This is a genomic window from Pseudomonas sp. A-B-19 (genome assembly GCF_019947515.1).
In the GTDB taxonomy this organism is placed as follows: Bacteria; Pseudomonadota; Gammaproteobacteria; order Pseudomonadales; family Pseudomonadaceae; genus Aquipseudomonas.
Genome location: NZ_JAGYGN010000002.1, coordinates 356539 through 372736 on the forward strand (window position 1 = coordinate 356539; position 16198 = coordinate 372736).

General features: G+C 60.6%; 14 protein-coding genes. 8 read left to right on the forward strand and 6 right to left on the reverse strand.

Annotated elements, in window-relative coordinates:
• Positions 1-14 precede the first annotated feature (14 nt).
• The 7 genes from KGA81_RS03745 (at position 15) to KGA81_RS03775 (ending at position 6814) form a co-directional block, all read left to right on the forward strand.
• Complete coding sequence (locus KGA81_RS03745; protein WP_223544626.1) at positions 15-1208, forward strand: SfnB family sulfur acquisition oxidoreductase; 1194 nt, start codon at positions 15-17, stop codon at positions 1206-1208.
• Positions 1208-2566: an LLM class flavin-dependent oxidoreductase gene (locus KGA81_RS03750; RefSeq protein ID WP_223544627.1), complete on the forward strand. Its 1359-nt coding sequence runs from the start codon at positions 1208-1210 to the stop codon at positions 2564-2566. The genes KGA81_RS03745 and KGA81_RS03750 overlap by 1 nt, the downstream gene beginning before the upstream one ends.
• A 118-nt stretch (positions 2567-2684) precedes the next feature.
• Positions 2685-3494, forward strand: a complete 810-nt coding sequence (locus KGA81_RS03755; RefSeq protein WP_108216108.1) for a MetQ/NlpA family ABC transporter substrate-binding protein — start codon at positions 2685-2687, stop codon at positions 3492-3494.
• Between the two features lie 2 nt (positions 3495-3496).
• On the forward strand, positions 3497-4618 hold the full coding sequence (locus KGA81_RS03760) for a methionine ABC transporter ATP-binding protein (protein WP_223544628.1): 1122 nt from the start codon (positions 3497-3499) through the stop codon (positions 4616-4618).
• On the forward strand, positions 4608-5252 hold the full coding sequence (locus KGA81_RS03765; protein WP_056726941.1) for a methionine ABC transporter permease: 645 nt from the start codon (positions 4608-4610) through the stop codon (positions 5250-5252). Before KGA81_RS03760 ends, KGA81_RS03765 begins: the two co-directional genes overlap by 11 nt.
• Before the next feature lie 392 nt (positions 5253-5644).
• The gene (locus KGA81_RS03770; protein ID WP_223544629.1) at positions 5645-6001 is read left to right on the forward strand and encodes a DUF6124 family protein; all 357 of its coding nucleotides are present in this window, start codon (positions 5645-5647) and stop codon (positions 5999-6001) included.
• A gap of 186 nt (positions 6002-6187) precedes the next feature.
• Positions 6188-6814: a class I SAM-dependent methyltransferase gene (locus tag KGA81_RS03775; RefSeq protein WP_223544630.1), complete on the forward strand. Its 627-nt coding sequence runs from the start codon at positions 6188-6190 to the stop codon at positions 6812-6814.
• 116 nt (positions 6815-6930) lie between these two features.
• Here KGA81_RS03775 and KGA81_RS03780 read toward each other — a convergent pair whose 3' ends face one another.
• The 3 genes from KGA81_RS03780 to KGA81_RS03790 are packed head-to-tail and all read right to left on the reverse strand — an operon-like array spanning position 6931 to position 12142.
• Positions 6931-9981 (reverse strand): efflux RND transporter permease subunit, encoded by a 3051-nt coding sequence (locus KGA81_RS03780; RefSeq protein ID WP_223544631.1) that lies wholly within the window; start codon positions 9979-9981, stop codon positions 6931-6933.
• Entirely contained in the window at positions 9978-11042 is a 1065-nt protein-coding gene (locus tag KGA81_RS03785) for an efflux RND transporter periplasmic adaptor subunit (RefSeq protein ID WP_223544632.1), read from the reverse strand. Before KGA81_RS03785 ends, KGA81_RS03780 begins: the two co-directional genes overlap by 4 nt.
• A complete protein-coding gene (locus KGA81_RS03790) occupies positions 11039-12142 on the reverse strand; it encodes an efflux RND transporter periplasmic adaptor subunit (RefSeq protein WP_223544633.1) in 1104 nt (367 codons plus the stop codon). Before KGA81_RS03790 ends, KGA81_RS03785 begins: the two co-directional genes overlap by 4 nt.
• A gap of 176 nt (positions 12143-12318) precedes the next feature.
• On the opposite strand from KGA81_RS03790, the gene KGA81_RS03795 reads away from it, so the two are divergent.
• On the forward strand, positions 12319-13515 hold the full coding sequence (locus KGA81_RS03795) for an AAA family ATPase (protein ID WP_223544634.1): 1197 nt from the start codon (positions 12319-12321) through the stop codon (positions 13513-13515).
• Positions 13516-14087: 572 nt separating this feature from the next.
• Here KGA81_RS03795 and KGA81_RS03800 read toward each other — a convergent pair.
• The 3 genes from KGA81_RS03800 to KGA81_RS03810 all read right to left on the reverse strand — a co-directional run.
• Complete coding sequence (locus KGA81_RS03800) at positions 14088-14870, reverse strand: MetQ/NlpA family ABC transporter substrate-binding protein (RefSeq protein ID WP_223544635.1); 783 nt, start codon at positions 14868-14870, stop codon at positions 14088-14090.
• A gap of 238 nt (positions 14871-15108) precedes the next feature.
• The gene (locus tag KGA81_RS03805; RefSeq protein WP_223544636.1) at positions 15109-16038 is read right to left on the reverse strand and encodes a sigma 54-interacting transcriptional regulator; all 930 of its coding nucleotides are present in this window, start codon (positions 16036-16038) and stop codon (positions 15109-15111) included.
• Positions 16039-16093: 55 nt separating this feature from the next.
• The coding region (locus tag KGA81_RS03810) for an alpha/beta hydrolase (RefSeq protein ID WP_223544641.1) at positions 16094-16198 on the reverse strand (105 nt) is incomplete at its 5' end.

The window sequence follows — 16198 nt, forward strand, 5'->3', positions numbered from 1 at the left end:
ATCTGGAGAACAACATGACAAATTCTCAGCACGTCGCGGTCATCACCAGCGATGAACAAGCCTTGATCATTGCCAGCGACCTGGCCGAAGACTTCAAACGCGACAGCGCCACACGCGACCGTGAACGCCGTTTGCCACACCCGGAACTGGAAGTGTTTTCCCGCTCGGGCCTGTGGGGCATCAGCGTGCCGAAAGAGTATGGTGGCGCCGGAGTTTCCAACGTCACCCTGGCCAAGGTCATCGCCTTGATTGCCCAGGCTGACGGCTCGCTTGGGCAAATCCCTCAAAACCATTTTTATGCCCTTGAAGTTCTGCGGGTGAACGGCAACCACGAGCAGAAAAAACGTCTTTATGCCGAAGTACTGACCGGCCAGCGCTTCGGCAATGCACTGGCCGAACTGGGCACCAAAACCGCACACGATCGCGTCACCAGCCTGGCCCGGGACGGCAACGGCTATCGCATCAATGGCCGCAAGTTCTACGCCACGGGCGCGATTTACGCCCAGCGCATTCCCACCTCGGTGGTGGATGAAAACGGCGTACAGCAACTGGCGTTCGTCCCGCGCAACAGCAAGGGCCTCACCGTAATTGACGATTGGAGCGGCTTCGGCCAGCGCACCACCGGCAGCGGTTCGGTGGTGTTCGAAGATGTCTACGTCGCTGCCGAAGATGTCATCCCCTTTCAGAGCGCTTTCGAACGCCCGACCCCGGTCGGCCCGTTGGCGCAGATTCTCCATGCCGCGATCGACACCGGCATCGCCCGCGCCGCGTATGAAGATGCGCTGCACTTCGTGCGCAGCAAAACCCGGCCGTGGATCGATGCCACCCACGAAAAGGCCACGGACGATCCGCTGACCCTCAAGAGCTTCGGCCACCTGAGCATTCGCCTGCACGCCGCCGAGGCACTGCTGGAGCGTGCCGGTGAGTACCTCGACAAGGCCCAGGCCGACACCCAGGCCGAGACCGTCGCGGCCGCGTCGATTGCCGTCGCCGAAGCCCGCGCCCTGAGCACCGAAATCTCTCTGGCCGCCGGCAGCACCCTGTTCGAGCTGGCCGGCAGCCAGGCGACCCTGATTGAACACGGCCTCGACCGCCACTGGCGCAACGCCCGGGTGCACACCCTGCACGACCCGGTGCGCTGGAAGTACCACGCTGTGGGTAATTACTACCTCAACGATGAAAACCCGCCACTGCGGGGGACCATTTGATGAGCGCCGCGAAAAAGAAAATCCTGCTCAACGCGTTCAACATGAATTGCATCGGGCACATCAACCATGGCTTGTGGACGCACCCGCGCGACACGTCCACCCGCTACAACACGATCGAATACTGGACCGAACTGGCGCAATTGCTGGAGCGCGGGCTGTTCGACGGCCTGTTCATCGCCGACATCGTCGGGGTCTACGACGTCTACCAGAATTCTGTGGACGTGCCGCTCAAAGAATCGATCCAGTTGCCGGTCAACGATCCGCTGCTGCTGGTATCGGCCATGGCGGCGGTGACGAAAAACCTCGGTTTCGGCCTGACCGCCAACCTCACCTACGAAGCGCCGTACCTGTTCGCCCGCCGCCTGTCGACACTGGACCACCTGAGCCGTGGGCGGATCGGCTGGAACATCGTCACCGGCTACCTCGACAGCGCCGCCAAGGCCATGGGCCTGAGCGAACAGGTCGAGCATGACCGCCGTTATGACCAGGCCGACGAGTACCTGGAGGTGCTCTACAAACTCCTGGAAGGCAGTTGGGAAAACAGCGCGGTGCTCAACGACCCACAGCAACGGATCTACGCGCAGCCAGACAAAGTGCACAAGGTCGAGCACAAGGGCGAGTTCTATCAGGTCGAGGGTTATCACCTCTGTGAGCCTTCGCCGCAGCGCACGCCGGTGCTGTTCCAGGCCGGCAGCTCGGATCGCGGCCTGCTGTTCGCCGGGCGACATGCCGAGTGCGTGTTCATCAGCGGCCAGACCAAGGCATCGACCAAGGCCCAGGTGGACAAGGTGCGCGCCGCGGCCGCCTCCGCCGGGCGCAATCCCGAGGACATCAAGGTGTTCATGGGGTTGAACGTGATCGTCGGTGCCACCGAAGAGCTGGCGTGGGCCAAGCACGCCGAATACCTGAGCTACGCCAGTGCAGAGGCCGGTGTGGCGCACTTCTCGGCGTCCACCGGGATCGATTTTTCCGAGTACGACATCGACGAGCCGATCCAGTACGTGAAGAGCAACGCCATCCAGTCCGCCACCCAACACCTGCAAAACAACGACTGGACCCGGCGCAAATTACTGGAACAACACGCCCTCGGTGGTCGCTACATCACCGTCGTCGGCTCACCGCAGCAAGTGGCCGATGAGCTGGAATCCTGGATCGCCGAAACCGGGCTGGATGGCTTCAACCTGACCCGTATCGTGACCCCGGAAAGCTATGTGGATTTCATCGATTTGGTGATTCCCGAGTTGCAACGACGGGGCTCGTACAAGACGGAGTACGACAGCGGCACCTTGCGCGAAAAGCTGTTTCAGCGGGAGGCGCATTTGCCTGAGCAACATACCGGCTCGGCGTTTCGCCGCTAAGAGCTTCGCTGGCAAGCCAGCTCCTACAGGGGATCGCGGGCCCTTGTAGGAGCTGGCTTGCCAGCGAAGAGGCCCGACCAAACACCACAAACTCTTTGCACTGACTGGATAACTCATCATGAAAAAGCACTACCTCTCCCACCCAGTCAAAGCACTGGCCCTGGCCCTCGGCCTGTTCAGCTCGGTGACCTTCGCCGCCGATGCGCCGCTGAAAATCGGCACCACCGCCGCCTTCGCCATTCCCCTTGAAGCCGCCGTCGAAGAAGCCGGCAAACAAGGCCTGAAAGTCGAGCTGGTGGAGTTCAGCGACTGGATCGCGCCGAACGTCAGCCTCGCCGCCGGCGACATCGACGTGAATTACTTCCAGCACATCCCTTTCCTGGAAAACGCCAAGGCCGCCTCGGGTTTCGACCTGGTGCCATTCGCGCCGGGGATCATCAACAACGTCGGCCTCTACTCGAAGAAATACAAAAGTTTCGACGAACTGCCCCAAGGCGCCAGCGTGGCCATCGCCAACGACCCGATCAACAGCGGTCGTGGCTTGCAGCTGCTGGCCAAGGCCGGCTTGATCACCCTCAAGCCCGGCGTCGGCTACAAGGCCACCGAAGAAGACATCGTCGCCAACCCGAAACACATCAAGATCCTCCAGGTCGAAGCCGTGCAACTGGTACGCGCCTATGACGACGCCGATCTGGTGCAGGGCTACCCGGCCTATATTCGCTTGTCGAAAACCTTCGACGCGGGCTCCGCGCTGCTGTTCGACGGCCTCGATCACAAGGAGTACGTGATTCAGTTCGTGATCCAGCCCAAGAGCAAAACCGACCCGCGCCTGATCAAGTTCGTCGACATCTACCAGCACTCACCCGCAGTGCGCGCCGCGTTGGATAAAGCTCACGGCAAGCTCTACCAAGCCGGCTGGGAAAGCTGAACATGAGCGCCGCCATTCAACGGCGACTGGAGATTCCAGAGCCGCAAAGCGCCGAGCGCACTGAGCTGCATCCCGAACTCAACCATGCCCACGTCCGCTTCATCGGCCTGGGTAAAACCTACAACGGCCAGCAAGGCCCGGTGGCCGCGTTGCACGGCATCGACCTGGCGATCCAGCGCGGCGAAGTGTTCGGCATCATCGGCCGCAGCGGCGCCGGCAAGTCGTCGCTGATCCGCACCATCAACCGCCTGGAACAACCGAGCAGCGGTCGGGTGCTGATCGATCAGGTCGATATCGGCGAGTTCGACGAAGACCGCCTGGTGGCGCTGCGTCGGCGCATCGGCATGATCTTCCAGCACTTCAACCTGATGTCGGCCAAGACCGTTTGGCAGAACGTCGAGCTGCCGCTGAAAGTCGCTGGCGTGCCCAAGGCACAACGCGAGCAGAAAGTCCGTGAGCTGCTGGAACTGGTGGGCTTGCAGGCCAAACACAAGGCTTACCCGGCGCAGTTGTCCGGCGGGCAGAAACAGCGCGTGGGCATTGCCCGGGCGCTGGTGCATGACCCGGAAATTCTATTGTGCGACGAAGCCACTTCAGCGCTGGACCCGGAGACCACGCAGTCAATCCTCGGCCTGCTGCGCGAGATCAATCAGCGCCTGGGCCTGACCATCGTTTTAATCACCCACGAGATGGCGGTGATCCGCGAGATCTGTGATCGCGTGGTCGTGCTCGAACACGGGCGCATCGTCGAACAAGGGCCGGTGTGGGAAGTCTTCGGCAATCCACAGCATGAAGTCAGCAAGACGTTACTGGCGCCGTTGCAACACGCATTGCCCAAAGAGCTGCAAAGCCGTTTGCAGGCGCAGCCAAATTCCTCGGACGCCGCCGTGGTTCTGCGCTTGCAGTTCACCGGCAGCCAACGCGACGAACCGGACCTCGCGGCATTGTTCAGCGCCCTCGGAGGCCGTGTGCGATTGCTGCAGGGTGGCGTGGAACGGATACAGGGGCATGCGCTTGGGCAACTGCTGCTGGCGGTGACCGGCTCGACTCTCGGTGCCGAAGAGTTGCGTCAACGCGCCTCCCATTGGGCACAACAGGTGGAGGTATTGGGCTATGTGGTTTGATCGCTTGCTGCAGGGTTTCATCGACACGTTCCTGATGGTCGGCGTGTCGTCGTTGATCGCGCTGTTGGCGGGCATTCCGCTGGCGGTGATCCTGGTCACCAGCTCCAGGGGCGGCATCTACGAAGCGCCAGCGTTGAACCGTGCTTTAGGCGCATTCGTGAACCTGTTTCGCTCGATTCCGTTTCTGATTCTGATGGTGGCGCTGATTCCGTTCACCCGATTGATCGTCGGCACCACCTATGGCGTCTGGGCGGCAGTAGTACCGCTGACCATTGCCGCCACGCCGTTCTTTGCGCGCATTGCCGAAGTCAGTCTGCGCGAGGTCGACCACGGTTTGATCGAAGCGGCACAAGCCATGGGCTGCCGACGCTGGCACATCGTCTGGCACGTTTTGCTGCCGGAGGCGCTGCCCGGGATTGTCGGAGGGTTCACCATTACCCTGGTGACCATGATCAACTCATCAGCCATGGCCGGGGCGATTGGCGCTGGTGGACTGGGGGACATTGCCTATCGGTATGGGTATCAGCGGTTTGATAGCCAGATCATGTTGACGGTGATCGTGTTGCTGGTGGCGGTGGTGGCGGTGATTCAACTCGGTGGGGATCGGTTGGCGCGGGGGTTGAACAAGCGGTAAGCACGTTGCGAACACCCTCGCCACAGGTGATCAGAGACTTCCAGAGGGAAGTTTTCCTACAGGAAAATCAGCGGTTTTGCAGGCCTGTTCCCTTTCTTTTGCAGGACATTTCCTAGATCATTTCGCTCGCTTGCGCCTGCCGAATTCCGTGGCTAGTCTCGGTCCGTCACTGCTCATCAGTGATCGGGTTTAGTCGCCCGGATCTTTCCAGGCGCACAGCGCCACCTCATTCCAGGTGTTTCATTGCCTGAAAGTTATGGTGGCTGTGCGCAGGGCACCCTCGGGTGCGCCGGTATTGCCTGGAGACCGGTCGACTAACCTGCGCGCAGCCGCCACCCCATTCGTTTAGTCGCGATATCGGTTGGCTCCAATTAATTCCAGGAGTTTTACCAATGAAAAAATCCGTACCCGATCCGCCTCCCAAAAACCCTACCAACGACACCGTCACCGACGAAATGCTCAGAGATCGTTCCGCGCTCTACCGAGCCATCGATTTCCACCTCACCGGCAAGCAACCCGCACCAACCGATGAAATGCGCTTCTACAACGTCAGCAAAGACGTGAGTTTTGAAGACACCCAGCTCTATGTCGCCGACCTGCTGCGCTGTGCGTCGGTCACGGCGTATCAGTGTGGCGATCAACTCAAGGGCGCCGACCGGGCGATGGTGTACTCGATCTGGCATTTGCTGGAGATTGCCAAGGCGATGGTGGATCACTCCATTGAGTGTTTGGGGATGAAAAAGGGCTGAGTCTGTTAATCATCAGTTGTCAGTACCACCGCCATCGCGAGCAAGCTCGCTCCCACAGTGGATCGGTGTTGAACACAAAATATGTGACCAACCCAAAACCCTGTGGGAGCGAGCTTGCTCGCGATAGGCTGCAAAGCAGCCGAAGGCGTATATTCGACACATCCCATTTGCCTGCGCAGCCCGACCATGAAACAAACACCCGACGACCTCGAACAGATCACCTCCACCACCCTCGGCCATTACAACGCAGTCGCCGAGGACTTTCGTGAAGGCACTCGCGATCACGACGTCAGCCAGAACATCGATGCCCTGCTGCGGCATATTCAGGGCCAGGCGCCTTTCGACATTCTCGACTTCGGCTGTGGACCAGGCCGCGATCTGCAAACCTTCACCCGCATGGGCCACAAGGCGGTCGGCCTCGACGGTTCGGAAAAATTCGCGCAGATGGCCCGTGAAGACAGCGGGTGCGAGGTGTGGCAACAGGACTTTCTGAAGCTTGATCTGCCGGCCGAGCGTTTCGACGGGATCTTCGCCAATGCGGTGCTGTTTCATGTCCCGCGCCAGGAATTACCGCGGGTATTGAAGCAATTGTGGGGAGCACTGAAACCGGGTGGGGTGTTGTTCAGTTCCAATCCCCGTGGGGAGAATCAGGAAGGCTGGAACGGCGCGCGTTATGGGTCGTATCACGACCTGGCGGCGTGGCAGCATTTGTTGATCGAAGCGGGGTTTGTGGAGCTTGAGCATTACTACCGGCCGGCAGGGCTCCCGCGGGAGCAGCAGCCCTGGTTGGCGAGTGTCTGGCGCAAGGTATAATGCCAATAAATTTGCAGTGTTTGTTCTGACGCCTTCGCGGGCAAGCCCGCTCCCACAGGGATTGCGCTGAACCCTGTGGGAGCGGGCTTGCTCGCGATGAGCGCGCAGCGCTCGCCTTACTGCACTTGCTTCTTCGGCTCGCGAATCTTGTACCAGGCCACATACAGCGCCGGCAAAAACAGCAGCGTCAGCAAGGTGGCAATGACGATCCCGCCGATCATTGCGTAGGCCATCGGCCCCCAGAACACTTCCCGGGCAATCGGGATCATCCCCATGCTCGCCGCCGCCGCGGTCAAAAGGATCGGCCGACGTCGATGTTCGGTGGCCTGCACCACCGCATCCCACGGCGCGTAGCCCTTCTGCTCGTATTCCTCGATCTGGGTCACCAGGATCACCGAGTTACGAATGATGATACCAATCAGCGCCAGAATCCCGAGGATCGCCACGAAGCCCATGGGCGTGCCCGTCGGCACCAGCGCGATCACCACGCCGATCAGCCCCAGCGGCGCGACGCTGGCCACCAGGAACAGCTTCTGCACGCTGTGCAGCTGGATCATCAGGAAGGTCGCCATCAAGAACAGCATCAGCGGCACGACCTTGGCAATCGGTCCCTGGGCTTTGCCGCTTTCCTCCACCGTACCACCGGTGGCGACCTTGTAGCCCGCGGGTAATTTGGCTGCAAAAGCATCGATGGACGGCTTGAGGAGTTTCACCAGGTCGGTCGGCTGGATATCGTCGCGTATTGCTGCCTTGATGGTGATGGTCGGCAAGCGATCCCTGCGCCATACCAACGGCTGCTCCAGTTCGTAACGCACCGTGGCGAACGCCAGCAGCGGAATCGACGTGCCGCCAGGCGTGACGATCTGCAGGTTCTGCAGGGTTTCCGGCGTACCGCGCTCGGAATCCACCGCGCGACCGACCACGTTGATCAGATAGATGTCGTCGTCGACCTGGGTCACCGTCTGGCCGCTGACGATGCCGTTCATCAGATTGGCCACATCCTCGGAAGACAACCCCAACTGCCGCGCCTTGTCCTGGGCGATGTCGATGCGCAGGACTTTGCCCGGCTCGTTCCAGTCGTAGATGATCTCGCCGACGTGCGGGTTCTTGTCCAGCTCCGTGGCCAGGTCGATGGCATGGCGGCGCACCTGATCGACGTCTTTGCCGCTGACCCGGTACTGGATCGGACGCCCTACCGGCGGGCCCATTTCCAGTGCCTGGACATAACTGCCGATGCCGACGAAGTCGTTGCGCAAGCGCTCGCGAAGCTTCTGCATCATGGCCTCGCGGGTGTGGCCTTTGCTGACGATCACCAACTGCGCGTAGAACGGGTTTTGCAGTTGCTGGTCCAGTGGCAGGTAGAAGCGGATGGCGCCCTGACCGACGTAGGTGCTCCAGCGCACGATGTCCGGATCGTCCTTGAGCGTGGCTTCAAGACGATCGACCGCCCGGCGGGTTTCGTCGAGTGAGGCGTTTTGCGGCAGGTTCAGGTCCACCAGGATTTCCGGGCGATCCGAAGACGGGAAGAACTGGTTCTGCACATAGCGCATGCTGAACACCGCCAGTACAAAACACAGCACGGTGATGCCGATGGCCCACCAGCGATTGCGCATGCACCACAGCAACCCGCCGTTGAACGCCTTGCCGATGCGCCCGGGTTCGCCTTCGTGGGGTTTCACGTTGGTGCTGAGGATGTGCACGCCGATCACCGGCGCAAACAGCACCGCCACCACCCACGACACCAGCATCGCACAGGCAATCACTGCAAACAGGGTGTAGGTGTATTCACCGGCGGAGCTGGCGTTCAAGCCAATCGGCACAAAGCCCGCCACGGTCACCAGCGTGCCGGTGAGCATCGGGAACGCCGTGGAGGTGTAGGCGAAAGTCGCCGCCTGCTCCTTGGTCTCGCCCAATTCCAGACGGGTGACCATCATTTCCACGGTGATCATCGCGTCGTCCACCAACAGGCCGAGGGCGATGATCAGTGCACCAAGGGAAATCCGCTGCATGGTAATGCCGCTGTATTCCATGAACACGAACACCATCGCCAGCACCAACGGGATCGAGCACGCCACCACCAGCCCGGCGCGCACACCGAGACTGACGAAGCTGACCAGCAGCACGATCACCACCGCTTCGAACAATGCGCTGGTAAAACCGCCGACGGCTTCCTCCACCACCACGGCCTGGTCGGAGACGTTGTAAATGCCGACACCGACCGGCAGGTCGGCGGTCAACTCGTCGATACGGGTGTGCAAAGCCTTGCCGAATTCCTGGACGTTGCCACCCTTCTGCATGGCGATCGCCAGGCCGATGGCCTGCTTGCCGTTGTAGCGGAATTCCGGCGAGGCCGGGTCGACATAGCCGCGACTGATTTCGGCAATGTCGGCCAGACGATAGTAGCGGTCGTTGAGCTTGAGGTTGACCTCGGCCAGGTCTTTCTCCGAAGCGAACTTCCCTGAAGTGCGCACCGATATCCGCTCCGGTCCGGCCTCGATGACACCCGCCGGGGTCACGGCGTTCTGGGTTTGCAGGCTCTGCACCACCTGACGCTCATCGATGCCCAGCGCTGCGAGTTTGCGCGTGGAGAAGTTCAGGTACAGCACTTCGTCCTGCTGGCCGACCATTTCGATCTTGCCCAGCCCCGGCACACCGCGGATTTCCATGCGCGCCTGTTCCACATAGTCGCGCAACTGACGCAGCGTCAGGCCGTCGGCGGTGAAGGCGTAGATCGAGCCGAAGACGTCACCGAACTCGTCGTTGAACGACGGCCCCTGTATGCCCTGCGGGAACTGGTATTTGATGTCGTTGATCTTCTTGCGCACCTGGTACCAGATCTGCGGGATGTCCTTGGCACTGGTGGTGTCGCGCAGGTACACGTACACCGTCGATTCACCGGGGCGCGTGTAGCTTTTCACGTAGTCGAGGGAGTCGAGCTCTTCGAGCTTTTTCTCGATCCGGTCGGTGATCTGCTTGAGGGTTTCCTCCTGGGTCGCCCCCGGCCATTTGCTCTGGATCACCATGGTTTTGATGGTGAACGAAGGGTCTTCTTCGCGCCCCAGGTTGAAGTACGAGAACACACCCATCAGCAACGCAACGAACATCAGATACCAGATGAACGACTGATGCTTGAGGGCCCATTCCGAGAGGTTGAAAGGCCCTTTCATTGACTGTCCTCGTCGATTTTCACTTGTTGCCCCGGTTTGAGGCTGTTCACACCAGCACTGACCACCCGCTCGCCGTTCTTCACGCCGTCGTCCAGCACCACAGTGCTGTCGGTGCGGCTGATCACGGTGACGTCACGGGGGGAGACGGTTTTACTCTGTGCATCGATCACCCAGATGCGTGGCTTGCCATCGACCTCCTGCAGCGCGGTGACAGGCAACTCGATGCGCGGCTTGATCGCTGAGCTCAGGCTGACGCTGATGGCCGTACCCAAGCGAAAGCCTGGTGGCGTTTCGGCCAGGGTCAGGCGGGCGCGACGGGTGCGTGTGGCACTTTGGGCCTGAGGTTCGATTTCTCGGATGATGGCGGTGGTTTTGATGCTCGGATCCAGTTGCGCGGCGACCAGGAACACCACATCGCGGGGCAGTTGATCGACCAGAGTATCGGGCAGGTCGATCACCGCTTCCTTGATGTCCGGCTGCGCCAGGGTCACCACTTGCTGACCGGCCGTCACCACTTGCCCGGCCTCGGCGCTCCACGCGGTGACCACGGCTTTATGGTCGGTGCGCAACTCGGTGTAGCTCAGTTGGTCCTTGCTCTGGTTGACGGCTGCCCGGGCCTGATCGAGGGAGGCCTGGGTGGTTTTCAGGTCCGTGTTGGCCTCATCGAGTTGCGCTTGCGCACCGACCCCGCGGTCAAACAAGGCTTGCTGACGCTGGGCAGTGGCCTTGGCGTTGATCAGTTGCGCCTGGATTTTCGCCAGTTCGCCCTGGGCCGAGCGCAATTGGTTCTGTTGGTCTGAAGGATCGAGGGTGGCGAGCAATGTGCCCTTCTCGACCTCGGTGCCGACATCGACGTTACGACTGGCGATTCGCCCGCCCACGCGGAACCCGGTATTGCTTTCATAGCGTGCCTGGATACTGCCGGCGAAGCGGCCCAGGTCCTCTTCGATCAAGGTCTGGACCTTGATCGACAGCACCGGCCGTACCGGCACCGGCGGTGGTTCGCTCTTGGAGCAGGCGCTCAGCACCAGCCCGATGGACAACGCCCATAAAGGCTTCATGGCTTGGCTCCCCAGGTCAGGTCCTTGTAAGTGTCTTCGGCAATCTCGACTTCCATGTCCGGGTGCAACAGTTGCCCGCCCGCGATGATGACTTTGTCCCCGTCCTTCAACCCGCCACTGATGATGACCTTGCCCGTCAGGTAGCGGCTGACCGTGACCGAATGCAATTGCGCCTTGCCCTTGTCGTCGACCATCCAGACCGCAGGATTGCTGATGTTTTTGGTCAGCGCCGACCACGGCAACTCGATGACCGGTTTACCCGACCCCTTGGTCGTGGCACTCACCACCGAGCCCAATTGCATGCCGTCTGGCAGGCTGTCGAGACCGACCTTGACCTGCACGGTGCCGGACTGCGCCGACACCGACGGGGTGATTTCACGTACGGTGCCAGTGGTCTTGATTGCCGGGTTGTCGAGCAGACTCAAGACGATGGTTTGATCCCTCGGCTTCTCGGCCAGCAGCGATTCATAAACGTTGAACACCGCATCGCGGTCGCCGTCCCGGGCCAGGCTGAAGATCGGCATCGTCGCCTGCACCACCTGGCCGACTTCCGCCTGACGCGCAGTAATGATCCCCGGCGCATCGGCAATCAGCGCCGTATAGCTCAACTGATCCCTGGCATTGGCCAACTGCGCCTGGGCAGCGCTCAGGGCGCTCTGGCTGCTGAGCAAGGCGGCCTGAGCCGAGTCATATTCGCTCTGGCTGGTGTAGCCCTTGGGCAAGAGTTTTTGCTGACGTTCAAATGCCAGCGCGCTCTGCTTCACCCGCGCCTGTTCGGCGACCACTTGTGCCTGGGCCGAGTCGACATTGGCCTGCAGATCCTTGGGGTCGAGCCGGGCGAGCACTTGCCTGGCGGTCACACGGTCACCGACGTCAACCGAGCGCTGGATGATCTTGCCACCGACGCGGAAGGACAGCTCCGTCTGTACCCGCGCCTGAATATCACCGGTGAGGGTGACCGAGGCCGCGTAATCCGCTGGCTTGACGACTTGTACGAAAACCCGTGGCAGGTATTCCTGCACGGGCTTTTTCTCCTCGCAAGCCGTTAGCAGGGTGACGACACTCAAGGCCATGACTACTTTCAATCCGGGAACCGCCATGCAAACTCCTTGGCCTTTTTTATGGACAACTCGACAGAGAGCTTAGAACAGGATTTCAACCGCGCACGCGCCCTTTATGAAGAAACAATTCATAACGTTTTCCCTCAAAAACATGTGTCATAGACGCCTGCACGCACCTGAAAATGAGCCCGCTCGATTTCGCCTCAGGACCCCATATGCTCAAGACCCTCGCGGTAGCCAATTACCGCTCGATCAACAAATTGGTGATCCCGCTGGGTCGGCTGAATCTGATCACCGGCCCTAATGGCAGCGGTAAATCCAACCTTTACCGTGCACTGCGCCTGCTGGCGGAAACCGCTCAGGGCGGCGTGGTCAATGCGCTGGCACGTGAAGGTGGGCTGGATTCGACCTTCTGGGCGGGCCCGGAAACCATCACCCGACGCATGCGCAACGGCGAAGTGCCCGTCGAGGCCACGGTGCGCCAGGGTGTCAAACGCCTGCGGCTGGGGTTTGCCGGGGAAGATTTCGGCTACTCGATCAGCCTGGGCCTGCCCGATTCCAATGGCCATTTCATGCTCCCCGGGCACAGCTCGCCCCTACCGTCACGCTTCGGCCTCGACCCGCAGATCAAACGCGAATGCCTCTGGGCCGGAGCGTTCTATCGTCCGGCCAGTCTGCTGGTCGATCGTGACGGCCCAATGATCCGTGCCCGCGCCGATCGCAAGTGGGATGTGCTGGCGCAGCACACGCCGATGTTCGACAGTCTGTTCGATCAGGTCGGCAGCCTGCGCAGTTCGCCGGAAGTGCTGGAGATGCGCGAGTTCATCCGCCGCTGGCGCTTTTACGATCACTTTCGCAGCGACGCCGACGCCCCGGTGCGTCAACCGCAACTGGGCACCCGCACGCCGGTGCTGCATCACGACGGACGCGACCTGGCGGCGGCCTTGCAGACGATCATCGAAATCGGCGATCAGGAGGCGCTGCAGGCCGCCATCAGCGACGCCTTTCCCGGCTCGCGACTGAACATCGAACCATTGCCGGGTGGGCGCTTCGCCATCGAGTTCTTTCAGGAAGGATTGTTGCGGCCGTTGTCCGCCACCGAGTTGTCGGATGGCACATTGCGCTACCTGTTGCTGGTCGCCGCACTGCTGACACCACGGCCGCCGACACTGATGGTGTTGAACGAGCCGGAAACCAGCCTGCATCCGGATCTGCTGCCGGCGCTGGCGCGCTTGATCATCCGCGCCTGCGGGCAGTGCCAGGTGTGGGTGGTGTCCCATGCCCGGCGCTTGATTTCGGCATTGCAGCAAGACCCCGACTGCAATTGCATCGTGCTGGAGAAAAATCTTGGCCAGACCGCAATTGTCGGCCAGCGCATGCTGGATGAACCGGCATGGTATTGGCCGGATTGAACGGCGCGTGATTTGCCGGGACGATGGAGGACATCTATTTTCCCTCGCGCCGTAGGAAGGATCTTTTTTTCGAAACACCGCTCCAGGGACGCACCCATTTTGGCCAGACTTGCGGCCAGACTTGCGGCCAAACCTCACAAGGACGAGAACATGGCAACCGTAGAAACGCCACAACGGCTGGATCCGCAGGACAATCTGAAGTTATTGATGGCATTGCGCAGGGCCTTGAAGGCCAGGCCGGCCTGAGCAATGCCGGGGTCAACAGGCTCTTTGTGGCGAGGGGGCTTGCCCTAATGCCTGTCAGTTAAGTGTTTGAACACCGCAAACCTTGTGGGAGCGAGCTTGGTCCGGGCGGCGTTCCGACGATGACGGTTGGACTGTCACATATGCGGTGCCTGACAGTCCGCCATCGCGAGCAAGCTCGCTCCCACAGTGTCCGGTACTTAACTGACTGGCATTAGGGCAAGCCCCCTCACCACAAAAGCGCCCTCACCCCAGTGACACACATAAAAAAACGCCGACGCTAAATCAGCCGTCGGCGTTTGAAACCTTAAAGGGGTTTGCTTCGCGAATCAGAACGCCGGCAGTACCGCGCCGCTGTACTTCTTCTCGATGAAGGCTTTCACTTCCGGGCTGGTCAGGGCTTTGGCCAGTTTCTGGATGGCAACGCTGTCCTTGTTGTCCGGACGGGCCACCAGGTAGTTCACGTAAGGTGAATCAGCGCCCTCAATGATCAGCGCGTCTTTCGCCGGGTTCAGGCCCGCTTCCAGCGCGTAGTTGGTGTTGATCATGTCCAGGTCAACCTGATCCAGCACACGCGGCAACATGGCCGATTCGAGTTCCTTGAACTTGAAGTTGTGCGGGTTCTTGGCAATGTCTTTCGGGGTCGACACGGCGTTATTCGGGTCTTTCAACTCGATCAGGCCAGCCTTCTGCAGCAGGATCAGGGCTCGGCCGCTGTTGCTGCCTTCGTTCGGGATGGCGATGGTCGCGCCATCTTTGAGCTCAGCCAGGGTTTTGACTTTCTTCGAGTAGCCGCCGAAAGGTTCAACGTGCACGCCAATCACGGTTTCAAGGTGAGTGCCTTTGCCTTCGTTGAAGCTCTTCAGGTACGGCAGGGTCTGGAAGTAGTTGGCATCCAGACGCTTCTGGTCGACCTGCACGTTCGGCTGAACGTAGTCGGTGAAGACTTTGATTTCCAGGTCCACGCCTTCTTTGGCGAGGGTTGGCTTGATCAGCTCGAGAATCTCGGCGTGCGGAACCGGGGTCGCGGCAACCACCAGTTTCTCGCCAGCCTGGGCCAGGCCCGCGGTCAGGGCAGCCGCCAGTGCGGTGAACAACAGAACCTTTTTCATGCAGTGTCCTTATCGAAAATCACAGTCGCTTGTGGCGACGGCTTGAATATGAGAGTGCCAGTGAAGTGCTATCGCTGGCGTGAAGCGGACAATACCGGGATTTTTTATTCCCGAACAATAACGTTTATTCAGCTTCATATTCCATTTTGTTCATTCAGGAGCTGCCGCAGGCTGCGATCTTTTGATTTCGGCGGCCTCAAGGTTATCAAAGTCAAAAGATCGCAACCTGCGGCAGCGCCTACAAAAGCCCGGTCGTAAGCAGCAATTGCTTCAGTGCCTGACGCTCCTCAGGCGTACCGTTGGAAAAGACGTGCTTTATTTGCTGCTCAATTTGCCCCAAAGAAACCAACCCCTCGGGCAAATTCAAATGCTCCGGCAAAATCTCGTCGCCGGTGCTCACCAGCAACGCAAAGTGAATGACGTTCTCCAGCTCCCGGGTATTGCCCGGCCAACTGTGGCGTTCCAGCACAAGCTGCGCCGCTTCGCTGATCAGCGGCACTGGCAGGTCGAGGCGCTGGCTGTAGATCCCGAGGAAGTATTCGGCCAGCGACAGGATGTCACCCGTGCGCTCGCGCAGTGCCGGCAGTTCGAGTTGGCCTTCACTGAGGTAGTGGTAGAGCCGCTCATGGAATTTGCCGGCGGCAACCGCCTGGGCCAGGTCGATGCTGGTGGCCGCCACCAGTCGCACATCCACCGGGCTCGGCTGCTGGGCGCCGACGCGGGTGACTTCGTGGTTCTCCAGCGCGGCGAGCAGCTTGATCTGGATCGGCAGCGGCAGATCGCCGATTTCGTCCAGGTACAACGTGCCTCCGTTGGCCGAACCGAACCACCCGGCACGACTGCTCGCCGAGCCGCTGTAGCTGCCCGCCGCATAGCCAAACAACTCGGCGTCGGCGTAAGTCGGGCTGATCGCGCCGCAGTTGACCGATACGAATAACCCGCCGCGATCGCTGGCGCGATGGATATGCCGCGCCAGCAATTCCTTGCCGGTGCCGGTTTCGCCACGGATCAGCACTGACACTGAACGCGTGGCCAGTTGCTCCAGGTCTTCACGCAATTGCCGCGAGCGCGGATCGACAAACACCAGCGCCTTGGCGCGGATGCTCAGGGGACTTTTTTCGGCATCGGGAAAGGTCAGCAGCGGCTGACCGAAGGTTTCAAAGCTCATGGCAGACTCCCGCCCACAACCGCCGGGAGACGGGGGCGTTAACTAAAGAAAGTGTTCAAGCGCGGCGCAGGGCGTGGTGTTCCATGCGGTTCTGCAAGCGATAGAGATAAGCAAAACCCTGCTCCCAGCGCTGGTGACCGGACTTCACGTTGATATGCCC